The 26,770-nt window shown below is 46.0% G+C and carries 24 protein-coding genes; 5 read left to right on the forward strand and 19 right to left on the reverse strand.

The window, feature by feature from the left end; genetic code table 11:
* Positions 1–54: 54 nt before the first annotated feature.
* Both VGD82_RS03265 and VGD82_RS03270 read left to right on the forward strand, forming a co-directional pair.
* Entirely contained in the window at positions 55–849 is a 795-nt protein-coding gene (locus VGD82_RS03265; RefSeq protein ID WP_331019025.1) for a CbbQ/NirQ/NorQ/GpvN family protein, read from the forward strand.
* Positions 849–2,678: a nitric oxide reductase activation protein NorD gene (locus VGD82_RS03270; protein ID WP_331019026.1), complete on the forward strand. Its 1,830-nt coding sequence runs from the start codon at positions 849–851 to the stop codon at positions 2,676–2,678. The genes VGD82_RS03265 and VGD82_RS03270 overlap by 1 nt, the downstream gene beginning before the upstream one ends.
* Here the strand turns inward: VGD82_RS03270 and VGD82_RS03275 are convergent.
* Genes VGD82_RS03275 through nirK form a run of 6 tightly spaced genes read right to left on the reverse strand, consistent with a single transcriptional unit; the run spans position 2,675 to position 7,772 of the window.
* A complete protein-coding gene (locus tag VGD82_RS03275) occupies positions 2,675–3,358 on the reverse strand; it encodes a Crp/Fnr family transcriptional regulator (protein ID WP_331019027.1) in 684 nt (227 codons plus the stop codon). The two genes, VGD82_RS03270 and VGD82_RS03275, sit on opposite strands and share 4 nt — an antisense overlap.
* Before the next feature lie 55 nt (positions 3,359–3,413).
* Entirely contained in the window at positions 3,414–4,526 is a 1,113-nt protein-coding gene (locus tag VGD82_RS03280; protein WP_331019028.1) for a hypothetical protein, read from the reverse strand.
* A gap of 48 nt (positions 4,527–4,574) precedes the next feature.
* Positions 4,575–4,931: a metal-sulfur cluster assembly factor gene (locus tag VGD82_RS03285; RefSeq protein ID WP_331019029.1), complete on the reverse strand. Its 357-nt coding sequence runs from the start codon at positions 4,929–4,931 to the stop codon at positions 4,575–4,577.
* A gap of 6 nt (positions 4,932–4,937) precedes the next feature.
* Entirely contained in the window at positions 4,938–5,549 is a 612-nt protein-coding gene (locus VGD82_RS03290; RefSeq protein ID WP_331019030.1) for an SCO family protein, read from the reverse strand.
* Positions 5,546–6,340, reverse strand: coding sequence for a formylglycine-generating enzyme family protein (locus tag VGD82_RS03295; protein ID WP_331019031.1), 795 nt, complete (start codon positions 6,338–6,340; stop codon positions 5,546–5,548). Before VGD82_RS03295 ends, VGD82_RS03290 begins: the two co-directional genes overlap by 4 nt.
* A complete protein-coding gene (gene nirK, locus VGD82_RS03300; RefSeq protein WP_331019032.1) occupies positions 6,330–7,772 on the reverse strand; it encodes a copper-containing nitrite reductase in 1,443 nt (480 codons plus the stop codon). Before nirK ends, VGD82_RS03295 begins: the two co-directional genes overlap by 11 nt.
* 278 nt (positions 7,773–8,050) lie before the next feature.
* Here nirK and VGD82_RS03305 point away from each other — a divergent pair, with 278 nt between their 5' ends.
* The 3 genes from VGD82_RS03305 (at position 8,051) to VGD82_RS03315 (ending at position 12,427) form a co-directional block, all read left to right on the forward strand.
* Positions 8,051–8,491: an Rrf2 family transcriptional regulator gene (locus VGD82_RS03305; RefSeq protein WP_331019033.1), complete on the forward strand. Its 441-nt coding sequence runs from the start codon at positions 8,051–8,053 to the stop codon at positions 8,489–8,491.
* 144 nt (positions 8,492–8,635) lie between these two features.
* Positions 8,636–9,835, forward strand: coding sequence for an NO-inducible flavohemoprotein (hmpA, locus tag VGD82_RS03310; protein WP_331019034.1), 1,200 nt, complete (start codon positions 8,636–8,638; stop codon positions 9,833–9,835).
* Between the two features lie 180 nt (positions 9,836–10,015).
* The gene (locus tag VGD82_RS03315; protein WP_331019035.1) at positions 10,016–12,427 is read left to right on the forward strand and encodes an EAL domain-containing protein; all 2,412 of its coding nucleotides are present in this window, start codon (positions 10,016–10,018) and stop codon (positions 12,425–12,427) included.
* 216 nt (positions 12,428–12,643) lie between these two features.
* On the opposite strand, the gene galE is transcribed toward VGD82_RS03315, so the two are convergent.
* From galE to VGD82_RS03380, 13 genes are all read right to left on the reverse strand, one after another.
* A complete protein-coding gene (gene galE, locus VGD82_RS03320; protein WP_331019036.1) occupies positions 12,644–13,648 on the reverse strand; it encodes a UDP-glucose 4-epimerase GalE in 1,005 nt (334 codons plus the stop codon).
* A gap of 123 nt (positions 13,649–13,771) precedes the next feature.
* Complete coding sequence (locus tag VGD82_RS03325) at positions 13,772–14,566, reverse strand: WecB/TagA/CpsF family glycosyltransferase (RefSeq protein ID WP_331019037.1); 795 nt, start codon at positions 14,564–14,566, stop codon at positions 13,772–13,774.
* Between the two features lie 82 nt (positions 14,567–14,648).
* Positions 14,649–15,806: a glycosyltransferase gene (locus VGD82_RS03330; RefSeq protein WP_331019038.1), complete on the reverse strand. Its 1,158-nt coding sequence runs from the start codon at positions 15,804–15,806 to the stop codon at positions 14,649–14,651.
* A gap of 12 nt (positions 15,807–15,818) precedes the next feature.
* Entirely contained in the window at positions 15,819–17,570 is a 1,752-nt protein-coding gene (locus VGD82_RS03335; RefSeq protein WP_331019039.1) for a right-handed parallel beta-helix repeat-containing protein, read from the reverse strand.
* On the reverse strand, positions 17,557–18,846 hold the full coding sequence (locus VGD82_RS03340) for a glycosyltransferase family 4 protein (protein WP_331019040.1): 1,290 nt from the start codon (positions 18,844–18,846) through the stop codon (positions 17,557–17,559). The genes VGD82_RS03335 and VGD82_RS03340 overlap by 14 nt, the downstream gene beginning before the upstream one ends.
* Positions 18,834–20,234: a hypothetical protein gene (locus VGD82_RS03345; protein WP_331019041.1), complete on the reverse strand. Its 1,401-nt coding sequence runs from the start codon at positions 20,232–20,234 to the stop codon at positions 18,834–18,836. The genes VGD82_RS03340 and VGD82_RS03345 overlap by 13 nt, the downstream gene beginning before the upstream one ends.
* Positions 20,234–21,472 carry a hypothetical protein gene (locus VGD82_RS03350; protein WP_331019042.1) on the reverse strand — a complete coding sequence of 413 codons (1,239 nt, stop codon included), beginning with the start codon at positions 21,470–21,472 and terminating at the stop codon, positions 20,234–20,236. Before VGD82_RS03350 ends, VGD82_RS03345 begins: the two co-directional genes overlap by 1 nt.
* Positions 21,469–22,314, reverse strand: coding sequence for a glycosyltransferase family 2 protein (locus VGD82_RS03355; protein ID WP_331019043.1), 846 nt, complete (start codon positions 22,312–22,314; stop codon positions 21,469–21,471). Before VGD82_RS03355 ends, VGD82_RS03350 begins: the two co-directional genes overlap by 4 nt.
* Entirely contained in the window at positions 22,307–23,737 is a 1,431-nt protein-coding gene (locus tag VGD82_RS03360) for an O-antigen ligase family protein (protein ID WP_331019044.1), read from the reverse strand. The genes VGD82_RS03355 and VGD82_RS03360 overlap by 8 nt, the downstream gene beginning before the upstream one ends.
* On the reverse strand, positions 23,734–24,168 hold the full coding sequence (locus tag VGD82_RS03365) for a serine acetyltransferase (protein ID WP_331019045.1): 435 nt from the start codon (positions 24,166–24,168) through the stop codon (positions 23,734–23,736). Before VGD82_RS03365 ends, VGD82_RS03360 begins: the two co-directional genes overlap by 4 nt.
* Positions 24,165–24,905 carry a CatB-related O-acetyltransferase gene (locus tag VGD82_RS03370; RefSeq protein WP_331019046.1) on the reverse strand — a complete coding sequence of 247 codons (741 nt, stop codon included), beginning with the start codon at positions 24,903–24,905 and terminating at the stop codon, positions 24,165–24,167. The genes VGD82_RS03365 and VGD82_RS03370 overlap by 4 nt, the downstream gene beginning before the upstream one ends.
* Complete coding sequence (locus tag VGD82_RS03375) at positions 24,902–25,429, reverse strand: acyltransferase (protein WP_331019047.1); 528 nt, start codon at positions 25,427–25,429, stop codon at positions 24,902–24,904. Before VGD82_RS03375 ends, VGD82_RS03370 begins: the two co-directional genes overlap by 4 nt.
* Positions 25,426–26,760, reverse strand: coding sequence for a hypothetical protein (locus tag VGD82_RS03380; RefSeq protein WP_331019048.1), 1,335 nt, complete (start codon positions 26,758–26,760; stop codon positions 25,426–25,428). The genes VGD82_RS03375 and VGD82_RS03380 overlap by 4 nt, the downstream gene beginning before the upstream one ends.
* Positions 26,761–26,770: the final 10 nt, after the last annotated feature.

Genomic DNA, 26,770 nt, shown 5'->3' on the forward strand with positions numbered 1-26,770 from the left:
CGCGGGGCTTATTCAATAGCGTTCGTTAAAGCAAACTGATTACTGAAAGACTTTATGGAAACACAAACAAATACTACCCCGTTTTATGAACCTAGCGGCGATGAGTGTGATCTGTTTGAACGTGCGTGGAAAAATCGCCTGCCGTTACTCATAAAAGGCCCAACGGGTTGCGGAAAAACACGCTTTGTTGCACATATGGCAGCACGCCTTGGTTTGCCGCTGCATACTGTGGCCTGCCATGATGATTTGACAGCGGCGGATTTAGTAGGGCGGCATCTGATTGGCGACGGCGAAACCATCTGGAATGATGGCCCACTGACTAGAGCAGTGCGCGAAGGCGGCATTTGCTATCTGGATGAGGTGGTAGAGGCGCGTAAAGATACTACTGTGGTATTGCACCCTTTGGCTGATGACAGGCGCATGCTGCCGATTGACCGCACTGGTGAGCTGCTACAAGCGCCACCTGCGTTCATGCTGGTGGTTTCTTATAACCCGGGTTATCAGAACTTTTTAAAAGGCATGAAGCCTTCAACCCGGCAGCGTTTTGTTTCGCTGACGTTTGATTTCCCAAGCGCAGCGCAGGAAGAGGCGATTCTGCTGGGTGAAACCGGTATTGATAGTATGACTGCCAAACGGCTGGTTTCTATCGCCGGCGCATTCCGTGCCTTGCGTGATCACGATTTAGAAGAAGTGGCCAGTACGCGTTTGCTGGTGTATGCGGCAACCTTGATTAAAGATGGGTATGACCCGGTGCGAGCTTGTCAGGCGGCATTGGTGGAAACTTTAACTGATGACGCAGAAACAGCAGTCGCTTTGAGCGAGGTGGTCAGCGCCACCTTTGGGCGTTAATGGAGGAATATGTAGGAGAGCTGTGGGATCGCCTGATTACCGGAGCGGCAGAGAAGCGTCATGCTGCGGCTATCGTAAAGCTGGATGATATTGCTAAATCAGCTGCGATATTTTTCAGGGCATTAGGCGGTGACCCAGGATTAGGTATTTCAGCGGCGCCGGCTGTGCGTCATGGCGCACGCAGACGTTTGTTACAGCGCATGGCAGGCAGCGGTGAAAAAGTAGAGCTAAGCTGGCGCGATGGTGAAGTGCTCAGACTGCCATCACAGATAGACTTGTTTGCTGAGTATGCGCTCAATCGCGACTTGTATTTCTGGTTGGTGGCACTGGCCGCAGTAGAGACCAATAGCCATTGGTCTTGGGTAGTTAGAAACCAGCAGGCAACGCTAGCCACCTTGCAGCGCTTTCCTGGCTTGCAGGTTCGCTACAATCGTTTGGTAGATGCCTTGCTTGCAATGCGTATTCCACCGCACAAAATGCCCGAGGATGAAGCTGCGCAGGAGCATACTATCCGTCAGGCATTACAGCAGCCAGGTAGCGTAGATAGCATTAAGCTAGCCAAACGTCCGTTTCAACCAGTGCCATTGTGGCCGCATCCTAATCCGCCAGTTAATGGTGAGTCAGGTGCTGCTGGTGCCGGCTCCCCCGAGCAGACAGGTGGCACTGCGCAGAAAAAAAACCGGCGTAAACATCTGGCACAACGTACCGATGTTAAAGAAGATAAAAACGGTTTTCTCATGATGTTCCGCGCTGAGAGCCTGTTTTCATGGTCTGAGTTCGTTAAGGTGAACCGCCCGCAGGATGAAGAGGATGATACGGAAACCTCGCAACTAGCGGCTGAGGATATGGATCACCTCACCATCGCCCGTGATGGCAAAGCCAGTGCGGCCAATGTGCGGTTTGATTTGGATTTGCCTGCCGGTGCCGCGGATGATACACCGCTAGGTGAGGGTGTTTTATTGCCAGAATGGAACTGGAAAAAGCAAGTGTTGCAGCCTGACTACTGCAACCTACAGCAACTAATTGCCACTGATGTTAAACCGTGTGAGCTACCGCATACTTTAAAAAATACAGCCAATCATCTAAGGCGCCAGTTCCAAGCGCTAACACCAACCAGACACTGGCTAAAAGGCCAGCAGGATGGTGAGGAACTTGATTTAGATGCCTGGGTGCAACTTGCTTCTGAAAGAAACAGCACAATTCCGACCTCTGAGCATGGGCTTTACCGTGCGCAGGTGAATCAAGAGCGTGACTTAGCGTGCTTGCTACTGGCTGATTTGTCACTGTCTACCGATGCTTATGTTTCTAACCATGCGCGTGTGATTGATGTTATCCGCGATAGTTTGCTACTGTTTTCAGAGGCACTGACTGCAACCGGAGATAGTTTTGCACTATATGGGTTTTCTTCCCTGAAGCGTAGCAATGTGCGCTTTCATTACATCAAAGGTTTTGACGAGAAATATAGCGGCCATGTGCGCGGTCGCATTACTGCAATCAAACCTGGCTATTACACCCGCATGGGGGCGGCCATTCGGCAGGCATCCAGCTTATTAGTACAGCAGAAAAAACGGCAGCGCTTGCTATTAATACTGACCGATGGCAAACCTAATGATCTGGATCAATATGAAGGTCGTTACGGTATTGAAGATACGCGTATGGCGCTGATAGAGGCGAGAAGGCTAGGGCTGCGGCCGTTTTGTGTCACGATAGATACCGAAGCCAGTGATTATCTACCGCATTTGTTTGGTGCTGGCGGCTATGTGGTCATACGCAACCCTGAAGACCTGCCTAAAGAGTTACCGCAGCTTTATGCGCAAATGACGCGTTAACTGCCTAAGTCGTAACTGCGGAGTTTTTTAACATCAATAATCATCACGTCTTTACCGTTAACCTCAATCAAACCTAGCTGCTGTAGCTTTGCCATGGTGCGCGATAAGGTTTCCGGGGTCAGGTTGAGCAGTGATGCGATGGTGGTTTTGCTCGCCGGTAGCGTAATGTTGCTGGCATCGGAGGCGTCAGCACTCATCTGCAGTAAGTAACCGATAAAGCGTTGTGTACATGATTGCAACGATAGCATTTCAATATCTTGCACCAGTTGGTGCATCCTGACGGATAGCCCCGCCAGCATTTTACGAGCGAACATGGTGTCGTTATCCAGCATAGAAAATATCAGGCTTTTGGGGACTAGCAGCACTTGTGAATCCAATATCGCTTGCGCATATACCGGGAACTGACGTTCTAAGAATAAAATAGCTTCACCAAAGCTGTCGCCCGGGGACACGATACTGATGATTTTTTCACTGCCTTGCGGTGAGGTGACGCCTAGCTTTAACTGGCCGTTCAGTAAGATATACAAGCCGACAGCGGCTTCCCCACGGTTAAAAACGGAAGTGCCTTTAGGGAAGTCAATCAGCTGCGAATGCTCTGCAATTTGGGTGATTTGTTCAGCATTGAGTTCTTTAAACATAAAAAACTCTGACAAAGCTTGGGAAATGAACAGTTTATTCATCTGCGAACCTTTTTAACTGATGGGTCTGGATTATGCAGTGATTTTGCAGATACGACTACTTTTTATTGCGCTGTGTATTGCCCGCTTTATTGCCCTCTCTACTGTATAGCGCCGCGGCGGCTAAAGTGACTATAAACAGGGTGATTGCTAAAATATGCATTAGCCCGCCAACTTTACGCAGGCTGGATATAAATAGAAAGTCACCAGTTAATCTAGTGAGCAATGAAATATGCAGTATAGCCAGTGGTAGATAGAAGCTTGGGTGGTAAGGGATTTTTAGTTTGGTGATGGCAGGGAAGATAATCGGCGCATGGCCGAATATCATGGAAAATACAAAACCTAGAAAAATGCTATGGCTAAATGCATCGTAGCTAGTGCCCGGGCTCAGCTCAGGAAAGATAAGGCCGATAATGCCAGCAGTTAACAGCCAACCATAGCCACTGCACAAGGCGATTGCAATATAGCGTGTCAGTCCTTGTTGCCGGATAGTGTGTCGTACAATGTCATGACGCATCAGCCACAGTGTTATCACAATCAGCGCCGCTGACAGTAATTGAAAGTTAGGCCATGCGCTGCGTGTAGCGCTTATCGCACCTGCAAAAAATAGTAGCAGTGCAAATACAAACAGTAACTTGCTGCCTTGAGTAGGGCGCAAAAATCGAGATAGCTCCAGTCGCTCACCGACGATGGTAATAATTAGAAAGCCCATCCAACACGGCATAATACGGGCAAGGCTAAACCCAGTCAGCCAAAGCAAGCAGCCTGCACACCAGCATATGGCGGCGAGCAGCAATGTAAAGGTGAATAGCTCATGCTGTTTAAGAAATATGTTGATAGAGACTGTGCATAGCAGCGCACTGGCGATAAAAATCAGTATAAGCGCTATTGAAGAGCCTGCGTCTGTGATTAGCAGCACTGCACCGGCAGCGGCAGCTAACGGTGCAAGGTAAGCCCAGCGTTTACCGATTGCTACGGCACGCTCCAGGCAGATAACTGTACCTAAAAAACCGCATACCATAAGCGGTGCATGCAGTGTTAATGATGTGTGGGCTGGTAACGGTAGGCCCCAGCCTAAGCGGATAAGCCCGAGATACATGCCGCATAGCAGGCTGATGAATCCTGCAATCAACATGGGGATGCGATAACGCACGGCGAGGTTGGTTTTCATAAAGAGATATTATCAGCAGACGTGTTGCAGCTGTTGTAGTAAAGCCGTTTAGCCCCAGCCCAGCCGCTGTTTTGCCTGTTCGCTCATCATTGTAGGTTCCCAAGCTGGCTCCCAGACCAAGTCTAGCTCCAGTTCGTTGTTATTGGTCAGCGCTTGGCTCACGGCGTCATGAATATTTTCAATCACCATTTCTGACATTGGGCATGCTTGAGAGGTCATGCTGAAGGTGACTTTGGCAATATTGTTCTGGATTTGAATGCCATAAATCAGGCCGAGGTCAATCAGGTTTTCGCCGATTTCTGGGTCTATTACCGATTGCAGTGCGGTGTAGATGCGCTGCTCATCCACGTTCAATTGCTGAAAGTTCAGTTGCTTAAAGCTAAATTGCTTAGAATTCAGAGTCATCAGTGTTTACTTTAATAGTGCTTTAAGTGCATCGGATGCACCATTCATATTTTTACTCATGGCATCTGCCTGATATTTAACCACGCCGTCCTTATCCAGAATAAAAATAGTGGCGTCATGCTCATAATCGCCAGATTCTACTTTTTTGTATTTAACGCCAAGCGTAACCGCTAGTTTGCGTATGGGGCCAGCATTGCCTTGAGCTAAGGTCCAGGATGGATTGGTGATGTTATGTAGCTTGGCAAACTCTGCGAGTTTTGCTGGGGGGGCGCGTTCTGGGTCTAGCGAGAATAAAGCAAAGTTAGTGTTGGCAGCCTGTGCTACGCTTAATGAGCGTTCTATGCGTTTGATATTCTGCACGGTGAGTGGGCACACGTACTGGCATGAGGTATAAACCATGGCTATCACGGTTGGTTTGCCTCCCAGGGCGCTCAGCTGAAAAGAGCTGCCATTGGCTGCTGTCCAGTTATCGGTAATATTGAATACTGAGTCAGTACTAGGGGCCGCCACGGCTGCTTGCTGTGGGTGGTGGTGGTGCTCGTGATTGTCAGCGAATGCAGGGTAGCTGCAAGCCAGTATAAGTGACAGCAGGAGTTTATGCTTTAGTGTTGTTTTCATTTTGCATCCTTTGCACAACGGAATCCTAAGTTTTTACCTGTAAAGCTGCCTTTCAGGCTTTCACGGTACGAGTAGCGCATAAACGCAGCATAATCATCAAGATTGCTAGCACTCAGGCTGCCACTGCCGCAAAACTGTGTCTTGTCGCCAGAGTTTCTAGAGTCAGGTGGTGCCATATAACTGTTAAAGTCTGCGGTCCACTCCCAGATTAAGCCTGCCAGATCAAACACGCCAAACCCGTTGGCTGGCTGGCCTTTAACAGCCAACGGTGCTCTGTTGGGAACGGAGTACCAGCTAATAATCTGTTTTTGCAGGTTTTCTTTATCCCGCTCATTGTCGTTGAGGGTGTATTCCCACTCATCGGTCGATGGCAGGCGCTTATCTTGCGCCTCGCAATATGACGCTGCCGCAAACCATGACACGTTCACGACTGGGGCATCTGGGTTGGGTGTATCTAGGCTTGCCGTACCGTCTGCACCTTGAGTGTTTTTCCAGTGGTCCAGATAGTGGGCGTCAGAAAATATCTTTTTGATATTGGTTGGATGCCAGTCCGGATGTTGGCTCACAAATGCCTGAAACTCGCGATTGGTAACAGGGGCGGCATCTATCCAGAATGCATCTACTTTTACTTTGCTTGCTGCATTGCTATCCACCGAATCTTTCTTCAAAAAGAAAGGGGTGACGCTGCCTTGCGGAATCATCACCATCTCTTCTGCTGATACTGCCGCCCCGTAAATAAGGGCGGCAGGGAGTGCTAGCAGGGAGATAAGTTTTAGTTTGTTACTCGACATGTTTTACAGGTGCGACACGGTGCTGTTTTACCTCTTCTGGTGTGACTTCATCACCGTTATTGCCCCAGCTACTGTAAATGTAAGTCAGCACATTAGCGACTTCCTCATCGCTAAGCGTCCATGCAGGCATAACGCCATTGTACTCATTGCCGTTAACCACCAGTTTGCCCTGCAAGCCGCCAGTGACAGCCTTGATGGTAGGTGCCTTGCCACTTAGCAAGTAATCTGATTTTGCTAAAGGAGGGAAGGCCTGCGGTACGCCTACACCACTTGTTTGGTGACAAGCTGCGCAGTTGTTGTTGTAGATTGATTCACCCAGTTTGATGCGATCAGCCTTGGTTTTAGCAGTAGGCGCCTGTGCTTGGGTTCTTTCTGCATTTCTCATGCTGGTGCCTTCAGGCAGGTAAACCTCGTCAGTCATTTTGCCTGAGTAGATGGTTTTGTCTTCATCGCCAGATACTTTCAGCATGCCTAGCGCACCTTTGTTAAATGCCCTGGTGAGTGAGTGATCCACCATGATGTAAGTGCCTGGAACATTCACCTTAAATTCCATGTAAGCGGCACCGCCTGCTGGAATCATCGTAGTCTGTATGTTTTTTGCAGGGCTGGCAGTGTTGCCTTCATGGTTAACTTTATCAAATATCTCACCGATAACGTGAAAGGATGATGTCAGGTTAGGGCCGCCAACACCGACAAATAGGCGTACGGTGTCGCCTTTTTTCGCTTTCAATGCATTGTCGCCAGTGAGTGCGCCGGCTGCGCCGTTAAACACCACATATTCAGGTTTTTCATCAATCGCTTTAGCCATGCTGAACGCCTGCAAGCCTTGTTCACCATTTTTTCCTTGAGTGTAAAAATCACCCTGCATCACATAAAACTCATGGTCAACTTTAGTCATACCTGCTTTAGACTCTACCAATATAAGACCATACATACCGTTCGCAACGTGCATAGCGACAGGCGCAGTAGCGCAGTGGTACACATAAAGACCAGGGTTCAGCGCCTTAAAAGAAAACACGGAGCTGTGTCCAGGCGCTGTCAATGACGCTGCCGCACCGCCACCAGGGCCGGTTACCGCGTGTAGGTCAATGTTGTGCGGCATTTTATTATCTGGGTGATTGTTCAGGTGGAACTCAACATCATCCCCCTCGCGAATGCGGATAAACTTACCGGGCACTTTCCCGCCAAAAGTCCAGAACGTATAGGATACGCCATCTGCAAGGCGGCCCTCCAGTTCTTTAACTTCAAGATTAACGATAACTTTAGTTGCATGTTTTCTGGTGATGCGTGGAGGTACGACGGGTGCATCAGTCAGCACGGCAGTTTCCTGACCAATCACTTTATCGCTGTTGGATTTAGCGGCAGTTGCTGCTTCAGTTAGGTTAGCTATACAAAGTGCAGCGCCCAGTACTAAAAGTGGTATCTTTTTCATGATTTTCTCTTTCTCCCAGTATTTACTGCATTCAATTAAAAACATATGAGCGGAATAAATGAATGAATATACTCTGCATGTCATACCATGTTAGTTAATTTACTTTGAATATAAATTGATGCATATCAATTAGTAAAAAGATATTATTTTCAGCAAGTGGCAATTAATTATCATTAGGTTTGCTCCTGTTGTGCGTTTTTATAAACTTTTTATACGCTTATCTTCAATCAATTATATGTTGCATATTATATGCAACATATATAAAATGAATCTCAACTATGCAAATTACCAAATTCACAGATCTTAGCTTAAGAGTATTAATGTATCTCACGCAAGAGGTGGGTAGCTCTATTGTTACTATCAATGAGATTGCTCAACAGTTTAATGTACCAAGAAATCATCTGATTAAAGTCGTAACAAGATTAAACAAGTTAAAGTGGGTTACTGCCACACGCGGGCGCAGTGGAGGCTTAAGGCTAGGCGTGCAAGCATCTGAACTAAGACTGGGTAATATATTAAGAGAGCTGGAAAATAAAACCTCATTAATTAATTGCAGCGAGCCGCCCTGTGTTTTGAGCGGCCAGTGTAATTTAAAAGAAATTTTAGACCACGGTCTAAATAGCTTTTATGAGGAGATGAACAAATACACTTTGCAAGGTATCGTGGACGCTAAAACGCAGCAGGCGGTGATTAAATTACATCAGCGTTTTGTAGCCTAATAGGTCACTTAATCAAATCAATATCAACAAGCCAACGTTGATTGACTAGTTTTAATTGAAGGTAATTTTTATCAAGCACTCTCACGAGTGTTTTTTTAGATTTTAAATGTAGCATTTAAAATGCAACTTAAATAAGGAGATGTCATGTTATCAAGAGCAGCAAAACCATATATCGATGCCAGTGTACCGGTACTTAGGCAACATGGGCTTGCCATTACTACACTGTTTTATAAAAACATGTTTGAGTCACATCCTGAGCTTAAAAATCTATTTAACATGGGTAACCAAGCCAATGGCTCACAGCAGCAATCGTTAGCAGCGGCTGTATTTGCCTATGCTGCCAATATTGATAACAGCGCAGCCTTGGCGCCAGTGATTGAGCGTATCGTGCATAAGCATGTGTCAGTAGGTATTAAAGCTGAGCATTATCCAATTGTAGGTAGTAATTTGATTGGAGCCATTAAAGGTGTGCTTGGTGAAGCAGCTACCCCTGAGCTATTAGCTGCTTGGGAAGAGGCGTATGGTTTATTGGCAGATGCACTGATTGATGCAGAGGCTAGGTTATACCAACAGAATAATCAGCAGCCGGATGAATGGCTTAAAGTGAAGGTGGTTGAAAAGCAGCATCAATCAGATGATGTGGTGACTTTTACCTTTCAAAGGGATGGCGGGCAAGGCTTACCTAAGTTTAAGCCGGGCCAATATATCAGCGTGGCAGTGCATATTGAAGAGCTTAATTTAAGGCAGATAAGGCAATATAGCTTATCTGATGCTAATCAAGATAACACTTACAGAATTACCGTGAAACGCGAAAAAGGGGATGAATATAAGCCACGTGGCAATGTCTCTAACTGGCTGCACCAGCATTTGCGTGTTGGTAGCGTGGTTGACATCAGTTACCCATGTGGCAACTTTACCCCTGATGTACTAGGCCAGCAGCCAATAGGTTTAATTTCTGCCGGCGTTGGTATTACCCCGATGATTTCAATGGTGAAAGAGATTTCTATCAATAATCCTACTAGAAAAGTATTATTTGCACATGCCGCCAGAAGCCGAGCCAATATCTCGCACATAGAAGATATTCAGCATGCTAGGCATGTGTTAACTGAGCTGAAGACTGTTTTCTTTTTGAATGAATCAAAAAAACAACATGCAGATGAACTAGAAGGGCGTATGGATTTATCAGGACATATCTCACCGGAGTTCAAAGATGGTATCTATTACATCTGTGGGCCGCAGTCATTTATGGATGATCAGCGCGACGCTTTGCTAGAGCTAGGCGTTGCGCCCAATATGATCCATAGAGAAGTGTTTGGTCCAGAAAGTCTTAACCACATCATTTAATGGTGCGTTGATGCATTAATTCGGTGAGCGTTCAAAATAACGCTTGCCGATTTTCTTAGATTATTTGAATAAACCGTTAGCTTTGTTGACTAATTTTTTGATCTGAACGTTGCTAATGTCGGCATATTTATTGCTTGGGTATTCTTGGGCTATTTAATAATAGAGAAGAAAAAACAGCATATGAAATTATATTTGAATACATCAGATCAGACTTTTGATTTTGCCAATCTTGATTTAACTCATACACACAATCCAGAAAAATCTGTTTTTACTTTTGACTTTGATGATGAGAGGTCATTGACGTATACACTCAATCAGCTTGCAGAGAAGCTACCAGAAGAGTTGCTTGAAAACTCCTACGTGATGATCGCAAAAGATGCTAATCCGACAGATCCTGCAGAAACGATGTCAAGCATAGTCCCATTCAATATTTTTTATACTAGACGTCTGCACTCATGGTTACTAGATGATATTAGCTTGCATGTGCAAATATATTTTCAGCCTATTGTTGATTTCACCCAGAACGGGAAAATTTTTGCCTACGAGGCGCTATGTCGTATAAAGAACCCCTCTGGGGAGCTGTTGAATGGTGAGGAGTCATTTAAGTTGGCGAGCCAGCTTAAATGTAGCGAAGAGCTGGATATTGCCTGCCAGCAAAATGCATTGGTTGGTAAAGCAAATTTAATTGCACCAGGTACACCTATTTTCATTAATGTACTGCCACAAACCATTATGAAAAAGCGCTGGCTGACATTAATGATGGAAGCGCTAAGCAAATATGGCATTGAGCAGCGTGAAATTGTGATTGAAATTGTTGAAAGTGAAAAAGTATCCCCCGAGCTTTTATCCGAGTGTTGTGATGAGATTCGTGCTCACGGCCTACGTATCGCACTTGATGACATGGGCTCAGGCTTTAATGGTTTGCGTACACTGGCCGCTGTTCGTGCAGACTATATCAAAATTGACAGGGCGATTGTTCATGAAGCACAAGGCAGCCGTGTGCGTACAGTGTTGTTGGAGGCCATTATCTCAATGGCGCAAAGGCTAGGCTGTACCGTTGTGGCAGAGGGGTTAGAGCGCGTAGAAGACATCAACTTTTGCTTAGACCTTGGGCTTGCTTATGCGCAGGGTTACTATTTTGCAAAACCAGAAAGTAAACCTACCCAGTCAGTGGCAGCCTTGCCTAAGCAGGATGACGCACATCGTTCTCATATTCCAGATGAATTCAGGATTGGCGAGTTTGTGATGCGCGGGTTAACTATAGAGGTCAACACTTCTATTGAAAAGGCGCGAGAAATTTTCCGCGAAAATCCTGATACTGAAATTGCTGTGGTGTTGGATAACTTGAGGCCTATCGGTTTGCTAAAGAGAGGTAAAGTATTCACCCAGCGTAGTAGCTCATTGGGTGCTTATTGCGATGCATTACCAAAAATGATTACCAGTCGTACTCCTTCATCATTATTAGCGCGAGGACTCTACCTAGAGCGCGGAGATGCTGAGCCCTGGATTATGGTGGGCGATGATGGTATCTACATTGGCATTCTACGACCGCTAGAAATTATGGCGCAGTTGATCAGTCGTAAGATGAGCACTGGCAGTCTGCACCCACTTAGTCAGCTAACCACTGGGCCAACATTACGGCAATCGCTGGATGTCAGCATACGCAATAATCCCAACACAGTATTAGTCTATATTGATCTTGATCACTTTAAAGCCTACAACGACAGGTATGGGTTCATACGTGGCGATGCCATGATTCGCCTATTGTCAGAAATTGTGCGGCAGGAGTTCCTTGGTGCTACCGGGACGTTGGTCGGTCATATTGGTGGTGATGACTTTGTGTTGATTCTCGATCATATCAACACAAAACTTGAAGACAAGTTGCTGGATGTGATCTACCACTTCCAAGACCTGGCCAGCCATTTATATGACACATCTGACCTGGAGCGTGGATTTTTTACTACTGAGGATGGTAGCGAGCATCCAGTTGCAAGCATCTCAATCGCCGTCGTTAATGGTAGCCAAGGCGCACTATCAAATAGTGTAGCTGCTGCAGAGCGTGCGGCTTACCTGAAAAAGATAGGTAAATCCAACATAGGTAGCATCATTGTTGTGGAGGATGTAACGCCTAGACTTGTAGTGCCTGAACATGAGGTACATTCCGATTGGCAGGCTCGTGCACTAGAGGCGTTGGAATCTTTACTTCAATATCGTCGTTCGGAAGATTCGCATTGTATGGATAGCTGTTTCACTGACTATCCGTTCTTTGAGGTGGTGTTTGAGCTTAACGCTAACGGGATTCAGAGATATCCAAATTGGATTAATCCAAACATGTACGGCAAAATTAAAGCGGGTGGGGCAGGGGTTGATCGTAGCCCGCAAGCTTATTACCACGAAGCGCATGACGCACTTAAGCCATATATCTCTAACATTTATCTATCAACAGCGACTGAAGATTTTTGTTTGACAGTATCGTTGCCTATTCTAAATCAGGTAGGGGGGCTGGAATCAATACTCGTTGCTGACATCAGTATTGCCGCAATGGCGATGCTAAGTGGCGTGAGCAGTCAATTGTCGAAGAAGGTTGCGTAATTCAGGAAGCGGCTAGTGAAGGTGCATTTAGAGCTGCATTATGCACATTATTTGTGCCCTAAGCATGTGCTTGTATGTGTTGCTAGACCTTGCGCTTTGTAGTTTCAGAAAAAACAAGTGCTTCGGTTAGCTCAGCCAAGCTCCAATATAGCTAGCTAATTAGCTATTTTTGCTGATTTTAGACGATAAGAAGTGATATACCACGGTAATACTTTGTTATATCGCTTCGCTCGTTTTTTCTTGCCAGTACCATGCGTCTGCACACATCTCGGCAATGCTACGTTTAGCTTCCCAGCCTATTAAATCGCGTGCCAGATTTGTATCTGCATAGCATTGGGCAATGTCTCCTGGACGCCTCGCCACCACTTTATAAGGTACCGGTTGACCGCTCACCTTGGCAAAAGTATTCACCATTTCCAGAACACTGTAACCAGTACCTGTACCTAGATTGACAGTCAATACGCCAGCATTTGACACTAAATAGTCCATTGCTGCTACATGCCCCAAGGCAAGATCGACTACATGAATATAATCGCGCACACCGGTACCGTCAGGCGTCAAATAATCATCACCATAAATAGAAAGCTCTGATAATCTGCGCGCCGCTACCTGCGTGAGGTAGGGCATGAGATTGTTAGGGATGCCGTTAGGGTCTTCACCAATCAATCCGGATTCATGCGCGCCGACTGGGTTGAAGTAACGTAAAAGTGCAATATGCCAACGCGGATCAGACTTTTCTGCGTCTCTAAGAATATCTTCAATCATGAGTTTTGAGCGACCATATGGATTGGTCGCTGACAACGGGAAGTCTTCCTGTATCGGCACCGTATGCGGGTCACCATATACAGTAGCAGAAGATGAAAACACCAAGTTGTAAACGCCAAACTCAATCATGGTGTCAAACAGCACCAAGCTGCCGGCAACGTTGTTATCGTAGTATTTGAGTGGATTGCTGACAGATTCGCCTACCGCTTTAAGGCCAGCAAAATGGATGACTGTATGGAAGTTATGTTTCAGGAATAGAGCGTGTAGAGCCTCCTGATTGCGTATGTCCAGCTCTTGGAAACCTGGGCGCCGACCGACGATTTGTTCAATGCGATCAAGTACCGATGGTTTGCTGTTACAGTAATTGTCGACAATAAAAACGTCATGTCCTGCTTCCATCAATTCCACTACCGTATGTGATCCTATATAACCCGTGCCGCCAGTTACTAATATCATCTTATATTCTCTTATTAAATGTACATCAACAGCTTGATGCTGTGGTGAGTGCGATAAGATGATTGTCGTTTGCAGCTAATTATTTAACTGTGCGCTAGCATACATAAGTGGCTAAGGTTTAATTTACATTTTCCATTTATAAACAATGAGCTGCCACCCAGCCGCTAGTATAAAAATACTATTAGTTACTATGTAGCGCTTCCATAGCCGGCGTGGTTCAGAATACAAGCGATGTAGCCATTCCAAGCCGTGATGTTGCATCCACAGCGGCGCACGCTTTATGCTGCCTGCGTGATAATCAAAGGCAGCACCTACACCAACCATGACTGCATTGATTTTGCCACGTTGCTCTGCCATCCATAATTCTTGCTTAGGGCATCCCAGGCTTACAAATACTACGCGCGCGCCTGACTGGTTAATGAGGTTAACGATTTCAGTATCCTCTTGATTGGTCAATTTGCGGAAGGGTGGGGAGCAGGTGCCAGCGATCAGCAGTTTTGGAAAAAAAGCTAGTAATTTTTGTTGCAAGATGTCTAGTGTTTTCTGTGTGCTGCCATAGAGAAATATAGGTTCGTTTATTCTCTCAGCGAGCTGGCAATAGTTCCACATCAGGTCAGGGCCGTTGATGCGCTGTTGGTTTGGAAAGCCCATTTGGCGCAACATCCACGCAATTGGCATACCATCAGGGGTTGCCATGTCAGCATCCATTAAGGCTTTACGAAACGCTTCATCTTGGCGTGCAGTAACCAGTGAGTGTACATTGCAAATGCACACGTAACGGGATTCACGAGTTGCAGTCCAGCGGTGGATACGATTAATCGTGTTGTACCAAGAACCTGCGTTGATAAAGCAGCCTAGAATAAACTTACCATGTCCCTTGGTTTGCGCTGATATAGGCTGGTACGTTCTGGAGTTCATTGATGATTTCCTTAAATTTATGCTTAACTAGGATTGTTCGTTAGAGTGTGGATTGGTAACTTGGCTAGCCTTGATTGAGCGTTTAACGATGTGCATCAATCGCATCCTTATAAATTGCCATCAATTGTTTAAAGTTGATGGCTGAAGTGTATTTTGTCTCGTATTCCCAGCGTGCTTCTCTACCCATTTTTAGCATTTCCTCAGGGTGGCTGTCTGCCCATTGCATTTTTTCCGCAAGGTCTTTGGCGTTTCCAGGCTCAAAAAGTAGCCCGGTAAACCCATCATCAATCAGTTCTGCCATAGCACCAAGACGGCTGGCAATAACGGGTAATCCGCAGGCGAATGCCTCTACCAGCGTGCGCGGAAAGTTCTCATACCAGATACTAGGCATCACCAGATAAGAGGCGCTTCTCATGCTGGCATAGATGTCTATAGGCGCTTTCCAACCTTGCAGACTTATATTGGCATGGGTTTTCAGCATCCGCTCTTCGGGCCCTACACCAATGATTTCAAGCTTTGCTTGTGTGTAAATGGATGCCGCCTCAGCAAGCGTGACAAGGCCTTTTTCTATAGATAGGCGACCTACGAACAAGCCGCCTTGACGTAATTGTGTACTGTCGTTCGTTAACAGCGGTAAGTCGATGAAGTTAGGTTTTATTGACATGCGAGATTTTGGCAAGCCAGCTTCAATAAACTTATCACTGCAAAACTGGTTTAATGCAATGTAACGCGTGACTTTATGCTGATAAGTGCCTAGCATGCGGTGCAAACCCTGCATGCTGACCACTGCGGCAGATTGTAACTTTGAGCCACGATAGCAGCCACGTATCACGCCGCGCCAGGCAAGCTTTCCCAGGCAGTCTTCGCATACCTTGCCATCACGCATGAACATGGCTTGTGCGCAGAATAGACGGAAATTGTGTAAGGTTTGCACCACAGGAATGTTTTGACGCGCAGCAGCGTAATACAAAGAAGGTGAAATCAGCGGAAAGGTGTTGTGGGAGTGTATTACATCAGGCTTAAAGCGCTTAATCACAGCTGAAACTTCATCTGCACTTTTTTTAGACCATAATGTTTCTAATGCTAACTGAGCTCGTGGCATGAATTTGATGCTGTCGTTATGCTTTGCATAAATCTCAACAGCAATATCGTGACTTTCTAATAATGAAGCCTCTTCGGCCACCACAGCATCTTCGCCGCCTGCCTGTTGGTAGTAATTGTGGGCAATAAGTACGCGCATGGGCTTGACCTTTTATAGTTGTTTGCTGACTTTAACGAGACGTGGCGTTAGCGTAGGCCCAGCGCGTAAATCGGTGATGCCTGTCGTCAGTTTCTGCCATTCCGGATTCAAGGCAATGGGCTTAAAGTCTTGGCGCAACACTTGGTACCATTCAAGATTTAAACTTGCTTGATTGACGATGGATTGCTTAAAAGCGCTATCTATTGACATGTCTAGACGTTGCGAATGCTTATCCTGTTGCGTGCGTTTAGACCAATCTTCAAGTGTCGCCATAAACATATTGATCCAGCCCAAGCCTGAGCGAGTCTGTGCGTCATCGCCAATAAATACGTTGCTATCGGAGATGTTGTCAGCGTTATTGGTAGGTAGCACGATAGAGCCAGCATTCCAGGCAACGACATTGCCTAGCACTTTGTTACCTTTGGCACTGAAATCAAACTCGCCTTTAGGGTCGCGACGGTTTTCTTCTATGATTGCAATGCCTTGCATCTGGTTGCTGGCTACCAGATTAAATGCCACCAGCGTTCTGGATGAATGCGAAAGATAGATGCCACGCTGTAAGTTAGCTACGACAACGTTATTGATGATGCGACCTAGGTCGCTTGCTTCATAATGAATACCGAAACCGGAGTTATAGGCAGCCAACGAGTTTTGCACCGTATTGTTGCGGTTCTTCCAGTCGAACCAGATACCGTCGCCCAAGTTACGCAATGCTTTATGCTCAATTAGCAGCGAGTTTTGCAGGCCGCCATTACCCACGAATTTTGCGCCACCGGCTTCCCACCATTTATTGAAGCCGCGCGTATTGTTATCGTTAGTTTCGTTATTGATCAGTTGTATACGCTCACCTCGTGCCATGAGCCCAAGTTGGCCGCATCGATTAGCACTGGAGTTACGTAAGGTAATGTCATTGCCAATAAGGACAATTCCGATACTGTCGCCTTGATTCACCTGCACGTCATCAAGTGTCAGGCGTAGCCCTGTCATTGATATCAAGCCACTACGCAGTTTGGTTGAAGTGTTGGCGTGCTGAAAATTTAGGTTTTTAACGCTGATATCCGTCACGCCTTGTCCGCTGAGCAGAGCAGGGCGTACGCTGACTTCTACGTTATGGCCGTTAAGTGTGGTTAAGTTGGTTTGTAGATAGAGCGTCTTAGTTGCATGGTGATAGTAGAAACTATTTTCCGGCATTGCGTTCTCGCTGCCTTCACGTCGCCCGGGCCAGATACCATTTTGTGATTGATGTAGTGTAGCTAGTGGGTGATTGGCTTTATTGGGGAACCCGTCAAATATTGTTCCGCCAACTTGCAATAGCGGCTTGTCATCAATAAATACCTGTTGCGTTTCTTCTGGCCACGGCTTCACAAAACGGCCATTACCTAAGTTTCTCCATTCAGTGATAAGGTTTGAACCTTTAATCAGTACTTCGCCTTTGCCTTCGATAATGGTTTGACTGGCTTTGATTAAATCAAGCTTGTTAACTTCACCGTTGTTGATTAACTTGGCGTCAATACGTGTCCAGATGGCAGCAGGAAACACCAAAGCATCGCGATAGGTTCCAGCCGCTATTGTCAGATGGTCGCCCGGCCTTAATTGCGACATGGCGTAAGATAAAGTCTTATAAGGCACTGCCGCAGTACCTGCACCAATATCCTGCGCATTAGGGTCATTGATTGCCACAATCCGTTCTGCTGCCATCAGTGGTGTGTTGCATAAAAATTGCAGCGCAAGCAGCATTGGCAGGATAAGTTTATGCTGAAACATAATCGCTATCCTGAGTAGACGATTTGATGGCCATTTGATAGCCATTACCATGTTGCCCCCATACTTGTCCCACCACATTTTTCCAGCTAAATTCACTGGCACGCTTCAAAGCGCCAGTGCGTAGGGCATTGGCTATGGATGGGCTCTTTGCAATTTCCGTTAATGCGATCGCTAGCCCGTCAATCACTTGATCTGCATCTAGCCCTGCTACCAATACAACGCGCCCACAGCTTTGATTGACAATCTGCGCTGGCCCACCTAGATCCAGGCAAACGACAGGTAAGCCACTTGCCATTGCCTCAAGCACTACGTTTCCACTGGAGTCATGCATACTTGGGAATAGAAGAAGGTCGAAAGTTTGGTAGGCTGCAAGCAAGTCCTGTTGTTTCATCCAAGGTATCCAAGTGATGGCATCGACAAGCTTGAAACGAGCAATTAATTGTTGCCAATCTTTTTGTGCTGGCCCTTGGCCTATCATGGTGATGCGAACCGGTATTCCGTTTGCACGCATTTTAGCTATCGCACGTAAGCCTAAATCCATGCCCTTAATGTCAATAAACCTTCCAACATAAACCACATGCAAAGATTGCTGGCGATTAGTCAGTGCTGATTTTTCTGTAATGGTGATGTTTCTTTGATCAATGCCAATTTCCAACATACAGCTTGCCTTATGTTGATATATTTGCGGCAGCCAATCTAAAGATTGCGGTGTTTTCAGGTAGATGTGTGATGCTTGTGTGTACATCTGGCGTAGCCATGGGTCATATTTTGATACCACATTTATCAGGTCTCTTAATGCATCGCTAAATTTGCTGCTTAAGGAGTAATATTTTCTAAGGATGAGGGGGGCACGCTCGCCACCACCAAGTGGGCCAACGATAAAGGGAATGCCCAATCTACCCATAAAGCTAGGATGCCGCGTGACACCGAATGTGATGTGATGCACAGCATCAAACTTCTGCGCTGCATGCAATTTACGAGCACATCGGTACGCACCTAACTGCCACAATACGTAATAAAGATGAATACCCTGACGCCCGCGTTTCCACCAACTTGCCCAAGTCGGCAAGTCGTAATAGACAAAATGCAGGTTTTTAGGTTTTCCGTATTGGGCAACGCCAGTCACAATTGCAGATTGATTGTTAGTACGTGTGATGACCCAAACTTCATGGTTAAGAGCAGCTGCCTCAATCGCCCAACGCCAACCGACACCGGGCTCTGAACCTTTACCTGGTTCGCATGCATAAGCAGACATGAGAATTTTTATGGCTTGCATAGTTTGAGTCCTTTATTGATTGGTGTTATGTGTAAACGACGATGCGTGCGTGTTTCTAGAAAATCCAGCACTTGTGATAGCACATCGTGAATGACTTGCTCTACCGGCTGATTGGTATTAATGATGTGGGAATTATTAAATTCAGCCGCTAGGGATTGATAAGCTGTGCGCTGACGGGCACTTTCTGCGAACGACACCTCTTGTTTACGGCTTTGTAAAACCTCAGCTGGCGCATCTAAAATAAACACCAGATCTGGCTGTGTTAAGGTGCGCCCGAGTAGTCTGGCGAGATTAAGTGAACCTCCGTAGCGATAGCGCACAGGGTCTGCCAGTAGATCATGAAAATAACGATCAAAAATTACCAGCGTAGAGCGAACGTAACGTGGGTATAGCCATGTTAAGTTACCTAGCATGTACTGGCTCCAGAAATATAACAGCTTGAGATGAGAACCAAGTTTGCTACGTAATGGCTTTGCATGCGGGTTGGTCACAGGCTCAGCGTTTGATTTTTTAGGTAGTCTGCCAGGCCGTAAATGCCGGTATTCAACTTGACGGAAGCTTTGTGATAGCTGCTCTGTCACAGCTGAAATAACGGTACTCTTGCCACTGCCGTCTGGTCCAAGAAAGGCAATACGTAAACCGGTTGGTGCTCGTAGGCGCAACCATACACGCTGTGCCTCTGCCAACCAATCTAACCAGCTTGCGCGCCAAGCAATAGTTTGTGCTTTTGCGTGCATAGCCTGCTTAATACCAGTTAAATTAATTTCTACGCTTTTCCATGCCTGGTCTGCAAATATTTTATTTTCATTTAAGGCTGCTTCTAACAGGATTGCCTCATTGATAGGCAATAACTTGTAAAGTCTTTCACGGCATGATGCACTATCCTCATGATAGCGATGCGTCAGTTCACTGGCTTGCAATGCGCTAAGATGACCCTTGTCTAATTTTTTAATCAGATAGTAGATAAATGCATCTGCCGCCGATGGTATCCAAAATCCATGTGGATGACGCCTGCGATTCTCTAATACGCTTTCCGCCAGCAGCCAGCGCTTACCATTTCGCCTATAATCACTACTGGAGTCTGGGTGTAAATAAGTAATATGGCTGCCTTGCAATTTGGCTAATATAAAATAACTGGCAGTGGTTTCATGTTGAATATGCTGTATTAGCTTGGTGCCAGAAACCTCTGCAATGCTTGCAATCAATGCAGGTAATTGTGCATTAGATTTTGTGGCTACCATAAAATCAACATCTGACGGAATATGTTGCGGAAATCCATCGTAACCAGCCAGCAGGCAATAAGGCATGCCTACAGCCTCGAATCCACGAATCATGTGCTCGAATATTGCTTGGTTGCTAGTTGGGGCTAAGTTTTGTTTTAGCGACATTAAGTGCTCTCCAACTCATTGTCGTAACTATGATGCTCAAGACTTTTAGTGGCAGGTAGGGCGGTTATTTTTGGTAACCACTGATTACGCTGCCGCAGCATTTGCATATAGCTACGTAATACCGGGTGTTTTTCATCCAAGTAACCAGAGGCTTCAGCATAAAATGTGATGGTATCTAATAAGTAATGCAGGGTAAGCGCGCCACATGCTTTGCCTATGCCGAGTTCTCGCCCAAATTGTTTGTCGACATAAATAGCCGTTTTTTTCAGCAGCGCTGACATTGTTTTGTTATTCAATGACCGGTGCGTTAGCGCTTGTGGGATTAAGTGAAAATGCAGAAAATCTTGTAAAGGGTTGCCATGTATTTCAGCGTATTCCCAATCAAAAACAAAAAGTTCAGTGTTAATCTGCCTTAAATTCCAATGTGCAAAATCACCATGTATCATCAAATTTGGCAATACAGACCACGCTGTTATTTGTTCTATCTCTGTGATTACCTCTTGCCAAAATAGCCGTATCTCAGCATCAACCATTGCAGATAAACCATCGATTCTCTGTTTTAAGCGCATGTGCGCAACTGAGTATTTCCATTCACTGAATACAGGATCTTGTTGGGCGAGCGATCTTAAAAAAGCGTGGTGTGCAATGCCAAAGTTTTTTGGTGAAATGCCTTGGGGTAAGGACATCATGGTTAAACAATAGCGCTCGTACTTGAGCCAACTATGCTGCAGTAACTGTGGTAGAAATCTGGCAGTGACGCTTGATTGGCTGAGCTTTGCTAACCAATGTGACTCTTTCTTGATGGCGTTATTCGCTGTTGCATACACTGCAACTTTAGCGACCATGCCTAAACCACCTAAGGGGTTAGGGCAGTAGATGGTGAGTTTTTGCAATGCACCTGGCGAGCCGCAAAATATGGCAATACCTTGGAGTTTTTTAGCACTATCAGAATCAATCTCTCCAAATAATGCATGTAGTGGAAAATGATCAAACTCTGCTATAGGTAACAATTGCAACCATGGCAAATGGTGGTCTAGACGGATTAATAAATGACCCCAGTATTTAAGTATCCGATTTTGTATGAAAAAATTAACCGCGTAATGCGCCTGTTGCTTATCTAATGGTACGAGTAAAGGCTGATTGCGTTGACTGTAAAGCACTTTTAAAGGTAATTGATTACCATCCGTAGCCTCTGCGCTCAGGTTAGATAGGTGTACCCATAACTCGGAAAAGCTCATGATACCTCTCCGAGGATAAAGTATGTTTTAAGTGAAGAAAGTTGTTTGGCAGAGGGTTTGGCATGATAGCCACCAGCCAGCATTTTCATTAATACGCGTTGGAGCTTAGCAATCGGCGCCAGAATTGGATACAATTTAGCAAGGGCATAACCTGAGCGCTGGCGAATTTTTCTATCTTCTATAATACCTTTAGGCCTTAATGCACGCGTTTTTTGCTCAGGGTAATAGCGCATACAGGACAAGTATTGAGGTATATGCGCAATCTTGGTGTGTCTTGAAAACCGCTCCCACAGGTCAGCGTCCATTGCCAGATTGAAACTTGCGTCTAAACCATTGACCTTGTCATACAGTTTTTTGCGCCAGAACATAGATGGCTGCGAAATATAGTTATGATCAAACAAAAAGGTAAATCGGTTAAAGTCTATTTCCTTTTTTGGCCTTAGGTAACGTCCGGCGCTGTCTATCCACAGTGAGTCACCATACACTGCATCAACCTCTGGGTGGCTTGCAAAGAATAGCGATACTGTTTTTAATGCGCCTGGCAATAATAGGTCGTCTGAACACAGCCAGCCTTGAATTTCAGCTGTACTGTGCTCAAATCCTTTAATTAGAGCTGCTGTCTGTCCTTTATCTGGCTCTGAAACCCAGTAAGACAGTTGCTCCGCATGGCGCCGAATAATCTCTGCGCTACCGTCAGTAGAGCCACCATCAATCACAATGTATTCAACGTTGACATAGCGTTGATCCAGTACAGAGCGCATGGTGGCATCTAAAAATAGACCTTGCTGGTACGAACAGGTGACGATACTTATGTCAGGTAATTTGTTTGATTGTTTATGCATGGCTAAGCTCTACGGTAGATAAATGAGTATTTGCGGCATCACTGCCAGCTGCTTTGGTTTTGGCTTCAGCGTTTTGATTGGCAAGGTGCAGTGAGATGCCCAATAACATGCCAAACTGCCCCCACATGAGTAGCGATTTTGCTGGCTGTAGTAAAATAGGGTTAAAGGCGTAGACAATAATGCTGGCAATACTCATACAAGCTAAGGTGTGGGCCGCCGCCTGCATATCTTCTCGCGGCCTATCGCCTTTGAGTGCATGACGTAAACTGAGACGGGCAACACGTAGATAGCCCCATAACCATAAAGAAAGGGCGATGATGCCACCCTGGGCGGCAATGTCTAAAATGTCACTGTGTGTTGCAAGATTGCCATGTGCTGAACTGATGGTGTAAGCAGTAAATTTCTCGGTTGCCTGACCAGTAAAGCTTGTTCCCCAAATGGGAGAGCTCATGAACTTGTGCCAAGCAACATCGTAGGTCAGCATGCGATATTCAGGGTTACCACTTGGCAACAGCTCTTGTTGCTGGGCAAAATAGCCTGCAGCAACGACACCACCTACCAGTACAATTAATACCCAGAACATTGTCCAGAAGCGGAAGGCGATATTTTCACGAAAACGGAATCGCCATTCGGCTATCCATATATAAAGCAAGGTCAGCAGCAGCACCAGAAAACCCGTGTTTTTTCGGAACACCAAACCAGCACCTAAGAAGAACAAAGTAAACAACACTTGTGAGTAGCGTTTATCGTTGTTTTGTAGGTTCAATGGACTATTTAAACCAGACGGGCGTAATGCAAAATATACTGCTAGAGGAATAATAAGCGCTTCCAACTCATGATAATTGACGCTCATGCCGTCATAATTGGTTGCCATGCGCATCACCATGAATATGCCTAGGGTTGCGGCAGATATAAGGTAGGCACGTACGATACTTGCACGCGCGGGTGAAATAAGTACGATGCGTGCCGCTAAAAAGGCAAATAGCATGTACAGACCTACGGTGATAAAAGTGTTGTTAATATCATTAAATTTCCGCGTATACAGGCTACCTACTACAATCCATAGTCCTAGCAGGACTAAGGGGAGTCCAGCTTGTAATATCTGCCAGTTGTGTTTTAACGATGATTTGGTTGAATCAAATACCTGACTGCCAACGTTAGCTAGCAGAACACCTAAGATGGAAATAATGAGTGGTAAATGTTTGGTGGGGCCAATCTTATCTAGCCGCCAGAAAAATGGATCTGCCACATAGAAAAGCGCAAGTATCAAACCTGCCAAAAACCAGTAATCTGACATCAAAAGGCTAGGGGATTGACTGATAGACTTTGCGTTGTGGCGTTTTGCCAGGTGGTTGGTCTGGTCAGGTCTATTTCCGCTACCTGCTAAAGTAGATGCACCTAAAGTGTGGTAAGTGCCGCTCATCGCTCGCTCCTAGCTGCAGTTTTGATAATGCGATTAGCGCCAACAACGGTAGCACCTGCAGGGACGTCACGCGTCACCACTGCATTAGCTCCTACAATTGCATGGTGCCCTATGCGGATTTTGCCCAGTACTTTTGCGCCAGCGCCGATATAAACGTAATCTTCTATCACTGGTGCTTCGTTAATGCCGAGCTTGCTTCCACCCAAAGTCACTTGTTGCATGATGGTGACATGGTGCCCGATGACAGTATGTGAATGGATAATGATGCCGTAAGGGTGCGGCATGTGAATATCACGGCCTTTGAGGTTGCAATAGATATCGCTGTTGTGTAGCAAACGATAAAGCTTGCTGAGTAGCGGCACATGGTAGCGGCAAAAAAATAGCAGTAATGCCGTTGAAGAAGGGTTGCGGCTGTTGTCGATAACGTTCATGCCAGTTCCTTCGTCGGCTCAAATGCGGCTGGAGGGTTATCTGCCACATCAGTATTACTGGACAACTCATCTATTGTTTTAGTATTCCACTGTGTTTGCCCCATAAATTGAGGCGCCATCTGGTGTATTTCATCATTACTAAGCTCCCACCAGCGCCATTTCAATAAGGCAGTGATGGTGTTGATATCAAAACGGTAACGAATGATTTGTGCAGGTACCCCACCAACAATGGCGTAAGGCGGCACGTTTTTGGTGACAACTGCACCTGCAGCGATGATTGCGCCATCGCCAATAATCAGGCCATCCAGCACGATGCTGCCGGCGCCTATCCACACATCGTTACCCACTGTTGTGTGTGGCAGTTCAGTTTCGTTATCTAAGCTATTGCTGTACTCAACAAACGTAGTGCCAGCTTGTAAGCGCGATGAATAGAATGCCGGATGCGTGCTTAAGCGGTCAGTCGGGTGCCAGCCGAGGCCACCTAGCGACACATTAGGGCCAATGCTACAAAATGCACCTATCTCAGTGAACCCTACACTCGTGCCCTCAGCGATATAGCTCATGTTGCCTAAGCTACAGCTACGCAAAAATGCGCGGCGGTAAATGCGGTTATTAGCTGAGAATACACAGTCAGGTGTGGCGTAACTTCTTGCACTAGCCCAAAATCCAGGCAGGCGTGATGCTAACTGCCTACGTCTAAACAATATCCACCTTACAAGATCAGTCCGCTCACTCACGATTTATCTCCCCGGTAGCGGATCACTTTGGCCGGGATGCCCACTGCAATGGCATAAGCAGGAATATCATGCGTCACAACAGCACATGCACCGATGACGGCGCCATCATGGATATGTACGCCTGGCATCACAATCACACGCGTTCCCAGCCATACGTCATTACCGATAGTGACAGGCTTTAAAGGCAGTTTCCCCTGCTGATTGATTGGGCGAGATGGGTCATCATATGCATGAGCGTTGGTCATGATTTCTATGTATGGCCCCATGATGACGTCGTTACCGATGATTGCACCATGGCCGATTCTTGCCCCATGGCCGATTTGAGAGCGATCACCGATTTCAATGTTTTTTCCAGAGCCAAAGTAGGCGGCATGCTTAATCAATACATCATCTCCGCAGCGTTTGAATATTTTTTTTACTACGTGGCGACGTAACCAGTAGCCAAAGCGCCAACCTGGTACTGGCTGGGTAGGGAAGTGCCGGGCAAAGGCGTAATAGAAAAATAGTGCGGCTGTTCTGGTCATGATTTTGTTTCCATGCCAATTAAGCTGCCTGTATCCATTCCACTGTCAGCTAATGGCTTTATGTTATGTTCTAGTTTCTGCACGATTTTGTAGGCAGCAGCCAGTGCGTATATCAGTCCTGCCGCTGTACCGGATAATAGTGCTGCCATCACAGCAGTCTCCTGGTATTGCTCGACCGTAAAGAGTGCGATTAACACCGAGGTGATCGACATAACTGCACCAGAGCGGATAATGGCGCCCGTCGCTGCGACAGTACGCAAAAAGAAAAAAGCCTGTCGTAAATAGAACTGCATAAAAATAGTGACTACCTGCCACATGACTAAAGTGGCATAAGCAACATAAGGACCGCCATATAGAAATTTAATAATCTGACTTGAAAATACTGCCAATATGATTAATACCGGGATCAGTAAGGCAGAACCAAAGGCTGTGACACGACCCAGGTATTCTAGTAGGCCGGTGACGCCTTTGTGGCTAAAACGTTTTGCTGCCATGACGGGAACTACATTTTCCATGGCGAGAAATATGATATTAATTGGGCCCACAATGTTTTGTGCAGCGCGTATGCCGCCTACTGGTTCAGCGCCAATTGCACCTGCACTAAACATCAATACCCCTTGCGTGCCTAGCCATTGCAGTTGCCATGCCACCAGATAGTCGCGCCCAGTGCGCCATCCTTGTTTTAATACGGTCTGCGCATGTAAAAAAATGGGTAACAGGCTATCGCGTGCAAATCCTACTGTGAATGCGGTAAATGATGCGCCGGCAATAATCCAGAAAGCAGTGGCAACATTGAGTGAGTTATTAAAATAACAGACTGCCAGTAGGGTTACCTGAGCGCCATAACTAATTACATCAATCAAGAGAGCAGAGCTAGGCTTTTCTTGCACAAAGTAATAACGTCGTTGCCAATCTTGTAATTGAAAAGCCAATAGCGCGGCAATTGCAGCTGTAATAATGTTGCTATTAATGCCCAGTTGAATGTGAAGGTCTAATGCATGCACCACAATGGAGATGGTGGCAACAAGTGCAACTAATACAACGCATAGCATGAGTTGCAAGGCAAAAACACCATGCAGATAATTAGCACGTTGCACTTCTGCCATTTGTGGCGCAGCACTCATCATGGGCTGAAAAATCAGAGCACTTTGGAATGAGTTGAAATAGAACACGATAGATTGCAGTAGCACGAACATCCCAAACGACTCTGGTCCAAGAAAGCGCGCTAGCAGAATGCCTGTAATGAAATTACTGCCGCTAACAATCGCTTGGTCAGCCAGTGTCCAGTTGACATGTTGGTGTCGCTTAATAAGGTTAAATAAGCGCTTCATATCAATAACC

The sequence above is a fragment of the Methylotenera sp. genome, assembly GCF_036401095.1.
Taxonomy (GTDB): Bacteria; Pseudomonadota; Gammaproteobacteria; order Burkholderiales; family Methylophilaceae; genus Methylotenera.

What these genes read in the sequence shown, in the direction of transcription:
- VGD82_RS03265 (WP_331019025.1), top strand. Translation starts at nt 55, where the DNA reads ATGGAAACACAAACAAATACTACCCCGTTTTATGAACCTAGCGGCGAT.
- VGD82_RS03270 (WP_331019026.1), top strand. Translation starts at nt 849, where the DNA reads ATGGAGGAATATGTAGGAGAGCTGTGGGATCGCCTGATTACCGGAGCG.
- VGD82_RS03275 (WP_331019027.1), bottom strand. Translation starts at nt 3,358, where the DNA reads ATGAATAAACTGTTCATTTCCCAAGCTTTGTCAGAGTTTTTTATGTTT.
- VGD82_RS03280 (WP_331019028.1), bottom strand. Translation starts at nt 4,526, where the DNA reads ATGAAAACCAACCTCGCCGTGCGTTATCGCATCCCCATGTTGATTGCA.
- VGD82_RS03285 (WP_331019029.1), bottom strand. Translation starts at nt 4,931, where the DNA reads ATGACTCTGAATTCTAAGCAATTTAGCTTTAAGCAACTGAACTTTCAG.
- VGD82_RS03290 (WP_331019030.1), bottom strand. Translation starts at nt 5,549, where the DNA reads ATGAAAACAACACTAAAGCATAAACTCCTGCTGTCACTTATACTGGCT.
- VGD82_RS03295 (WP_331019031.1), bottom strand. Translation starts at nt 6,340, where the DNA reads ATGTCGAGTAACAAACTAAAACTTATCTCCCTGCTAGCACTCCCTGCC.
- nirK (WP_331019032.1), bottom strand. Translation starts at nt 7,772, where the DNA reads ATGAAAAAGATACCACTTTTAGTACTGGGCGCTGCACTTTGTATAGCT.
- VGD82_RS03305 (WP_331019033.1), top strand. Translation starts at nt 8,051, where the DNA reads ATGCAAATTACCAAATTCACAGATCTTAGCTTAAGAGTATTAATGTAT.
- hmpA (WP_331019034.1), top strand. Translation starts at nt 8,636, where the DNA reads ATGTTATCAAGAGCAGCAAAACCATATATCGATGCCAGTGTACCGGTA.
- VGD82_RS03315 (WP_331019035.1), top strand. Translation starts at nt 10,016, where the DNA reads ATGAAATTATATTTGAATACATCAGATCAGACTTTTGATTTTGCCAAT.
- galE (WP_331019036.1), bottom strand. Translation starts at nt 13,648, where the DNA reads ATGATATTAGTAACTGGCGGCACGGGTTATATAGGATCACATACGGTA.
- VGD82_RS03325 (WP_331019037.1), bottom strand. Translation starts at nt 14,566, where the DNA reads ATGAACTCCAGAACGTACCAGCCTATATCAGCGCAAACCAAGGGACAT.
- VGD82_RS03330 (WP_331019038.1), bottom strand. Translation starts at nt 15,806, where the DNA reads ATGCGCGTACTTATTGCCCACAATTACTACCAACAGGCAGGCGGCGAA.
- VGD82_RS03335 (WP_331019039.1), bottom strand. Translation starts at nt 17,570, where the DNA reads ATGTTTCAGCATAAACTTATCCTGCCAATGCTGCTTGCGCTGCAATTT.
- VGD82_RS03340 (WP_331019040.1), bottom strand. Translation starts at nt 18,846, where the DNA reads ATGCAAGCCATAAAAATTCTCATGTCTGCTTATGCATGCGAACCAGGT.
- VGD82_RS03345 (WP_331019041.1), bottom strand. Translation starts at nt 20,234, where the DNA reads ATGTCGCTAAAACAAAACTTAGCCCCAACTAGCAACCAAGCAATATTC.
- VGD82_RS03350 (WP_331019042.1), bottom strand. Translation starts at nt 21,472, where the DNA reads ATGAGCTTTTCCGAGTTATGGGTACACCTATCTAACCTGAGCGCAGAG.
- VGD82_RS03355 (WP_331019043.1), bottom strand. Translation starts at nt 22,314, where the DNA reads ATGCATAAACAATCAAACAAATTACCTGACATAAGTATCGTCACCTGT.
- VGD82_RS03360 (WP_331019044.1), bottom strand. Translation starts at nt 23,737, where the DNA reads ATGAGCGGCACTTACCACACTTTAGGTGCATCTACTTTAGCAGGTAGC.
- VGD82_RS03365 (WP_331019045.1), bottom strand. Translation starts at nt 24,168, where the DNA reads ATGAACGTTATCGACAACAGCCGCAACCCTTCTTCAACGGCATTACTG.
- VGD82_RS03375 (WP_331019047.1), bottom strand. Translation starts at nt 25,429, where the DNA reads ATGACCAGAACAGCCGCACTATTTTTCTATTACGCCTTTGCCCGGCAC.
- VGD82_RS03380 (WP_331019048.1), bottom strand. Translation starts at nt 26,760, where the DNA reads ATGAAGCGCTTATTTAACCTTATTAAGCGACACCAACATGTCAACTGG.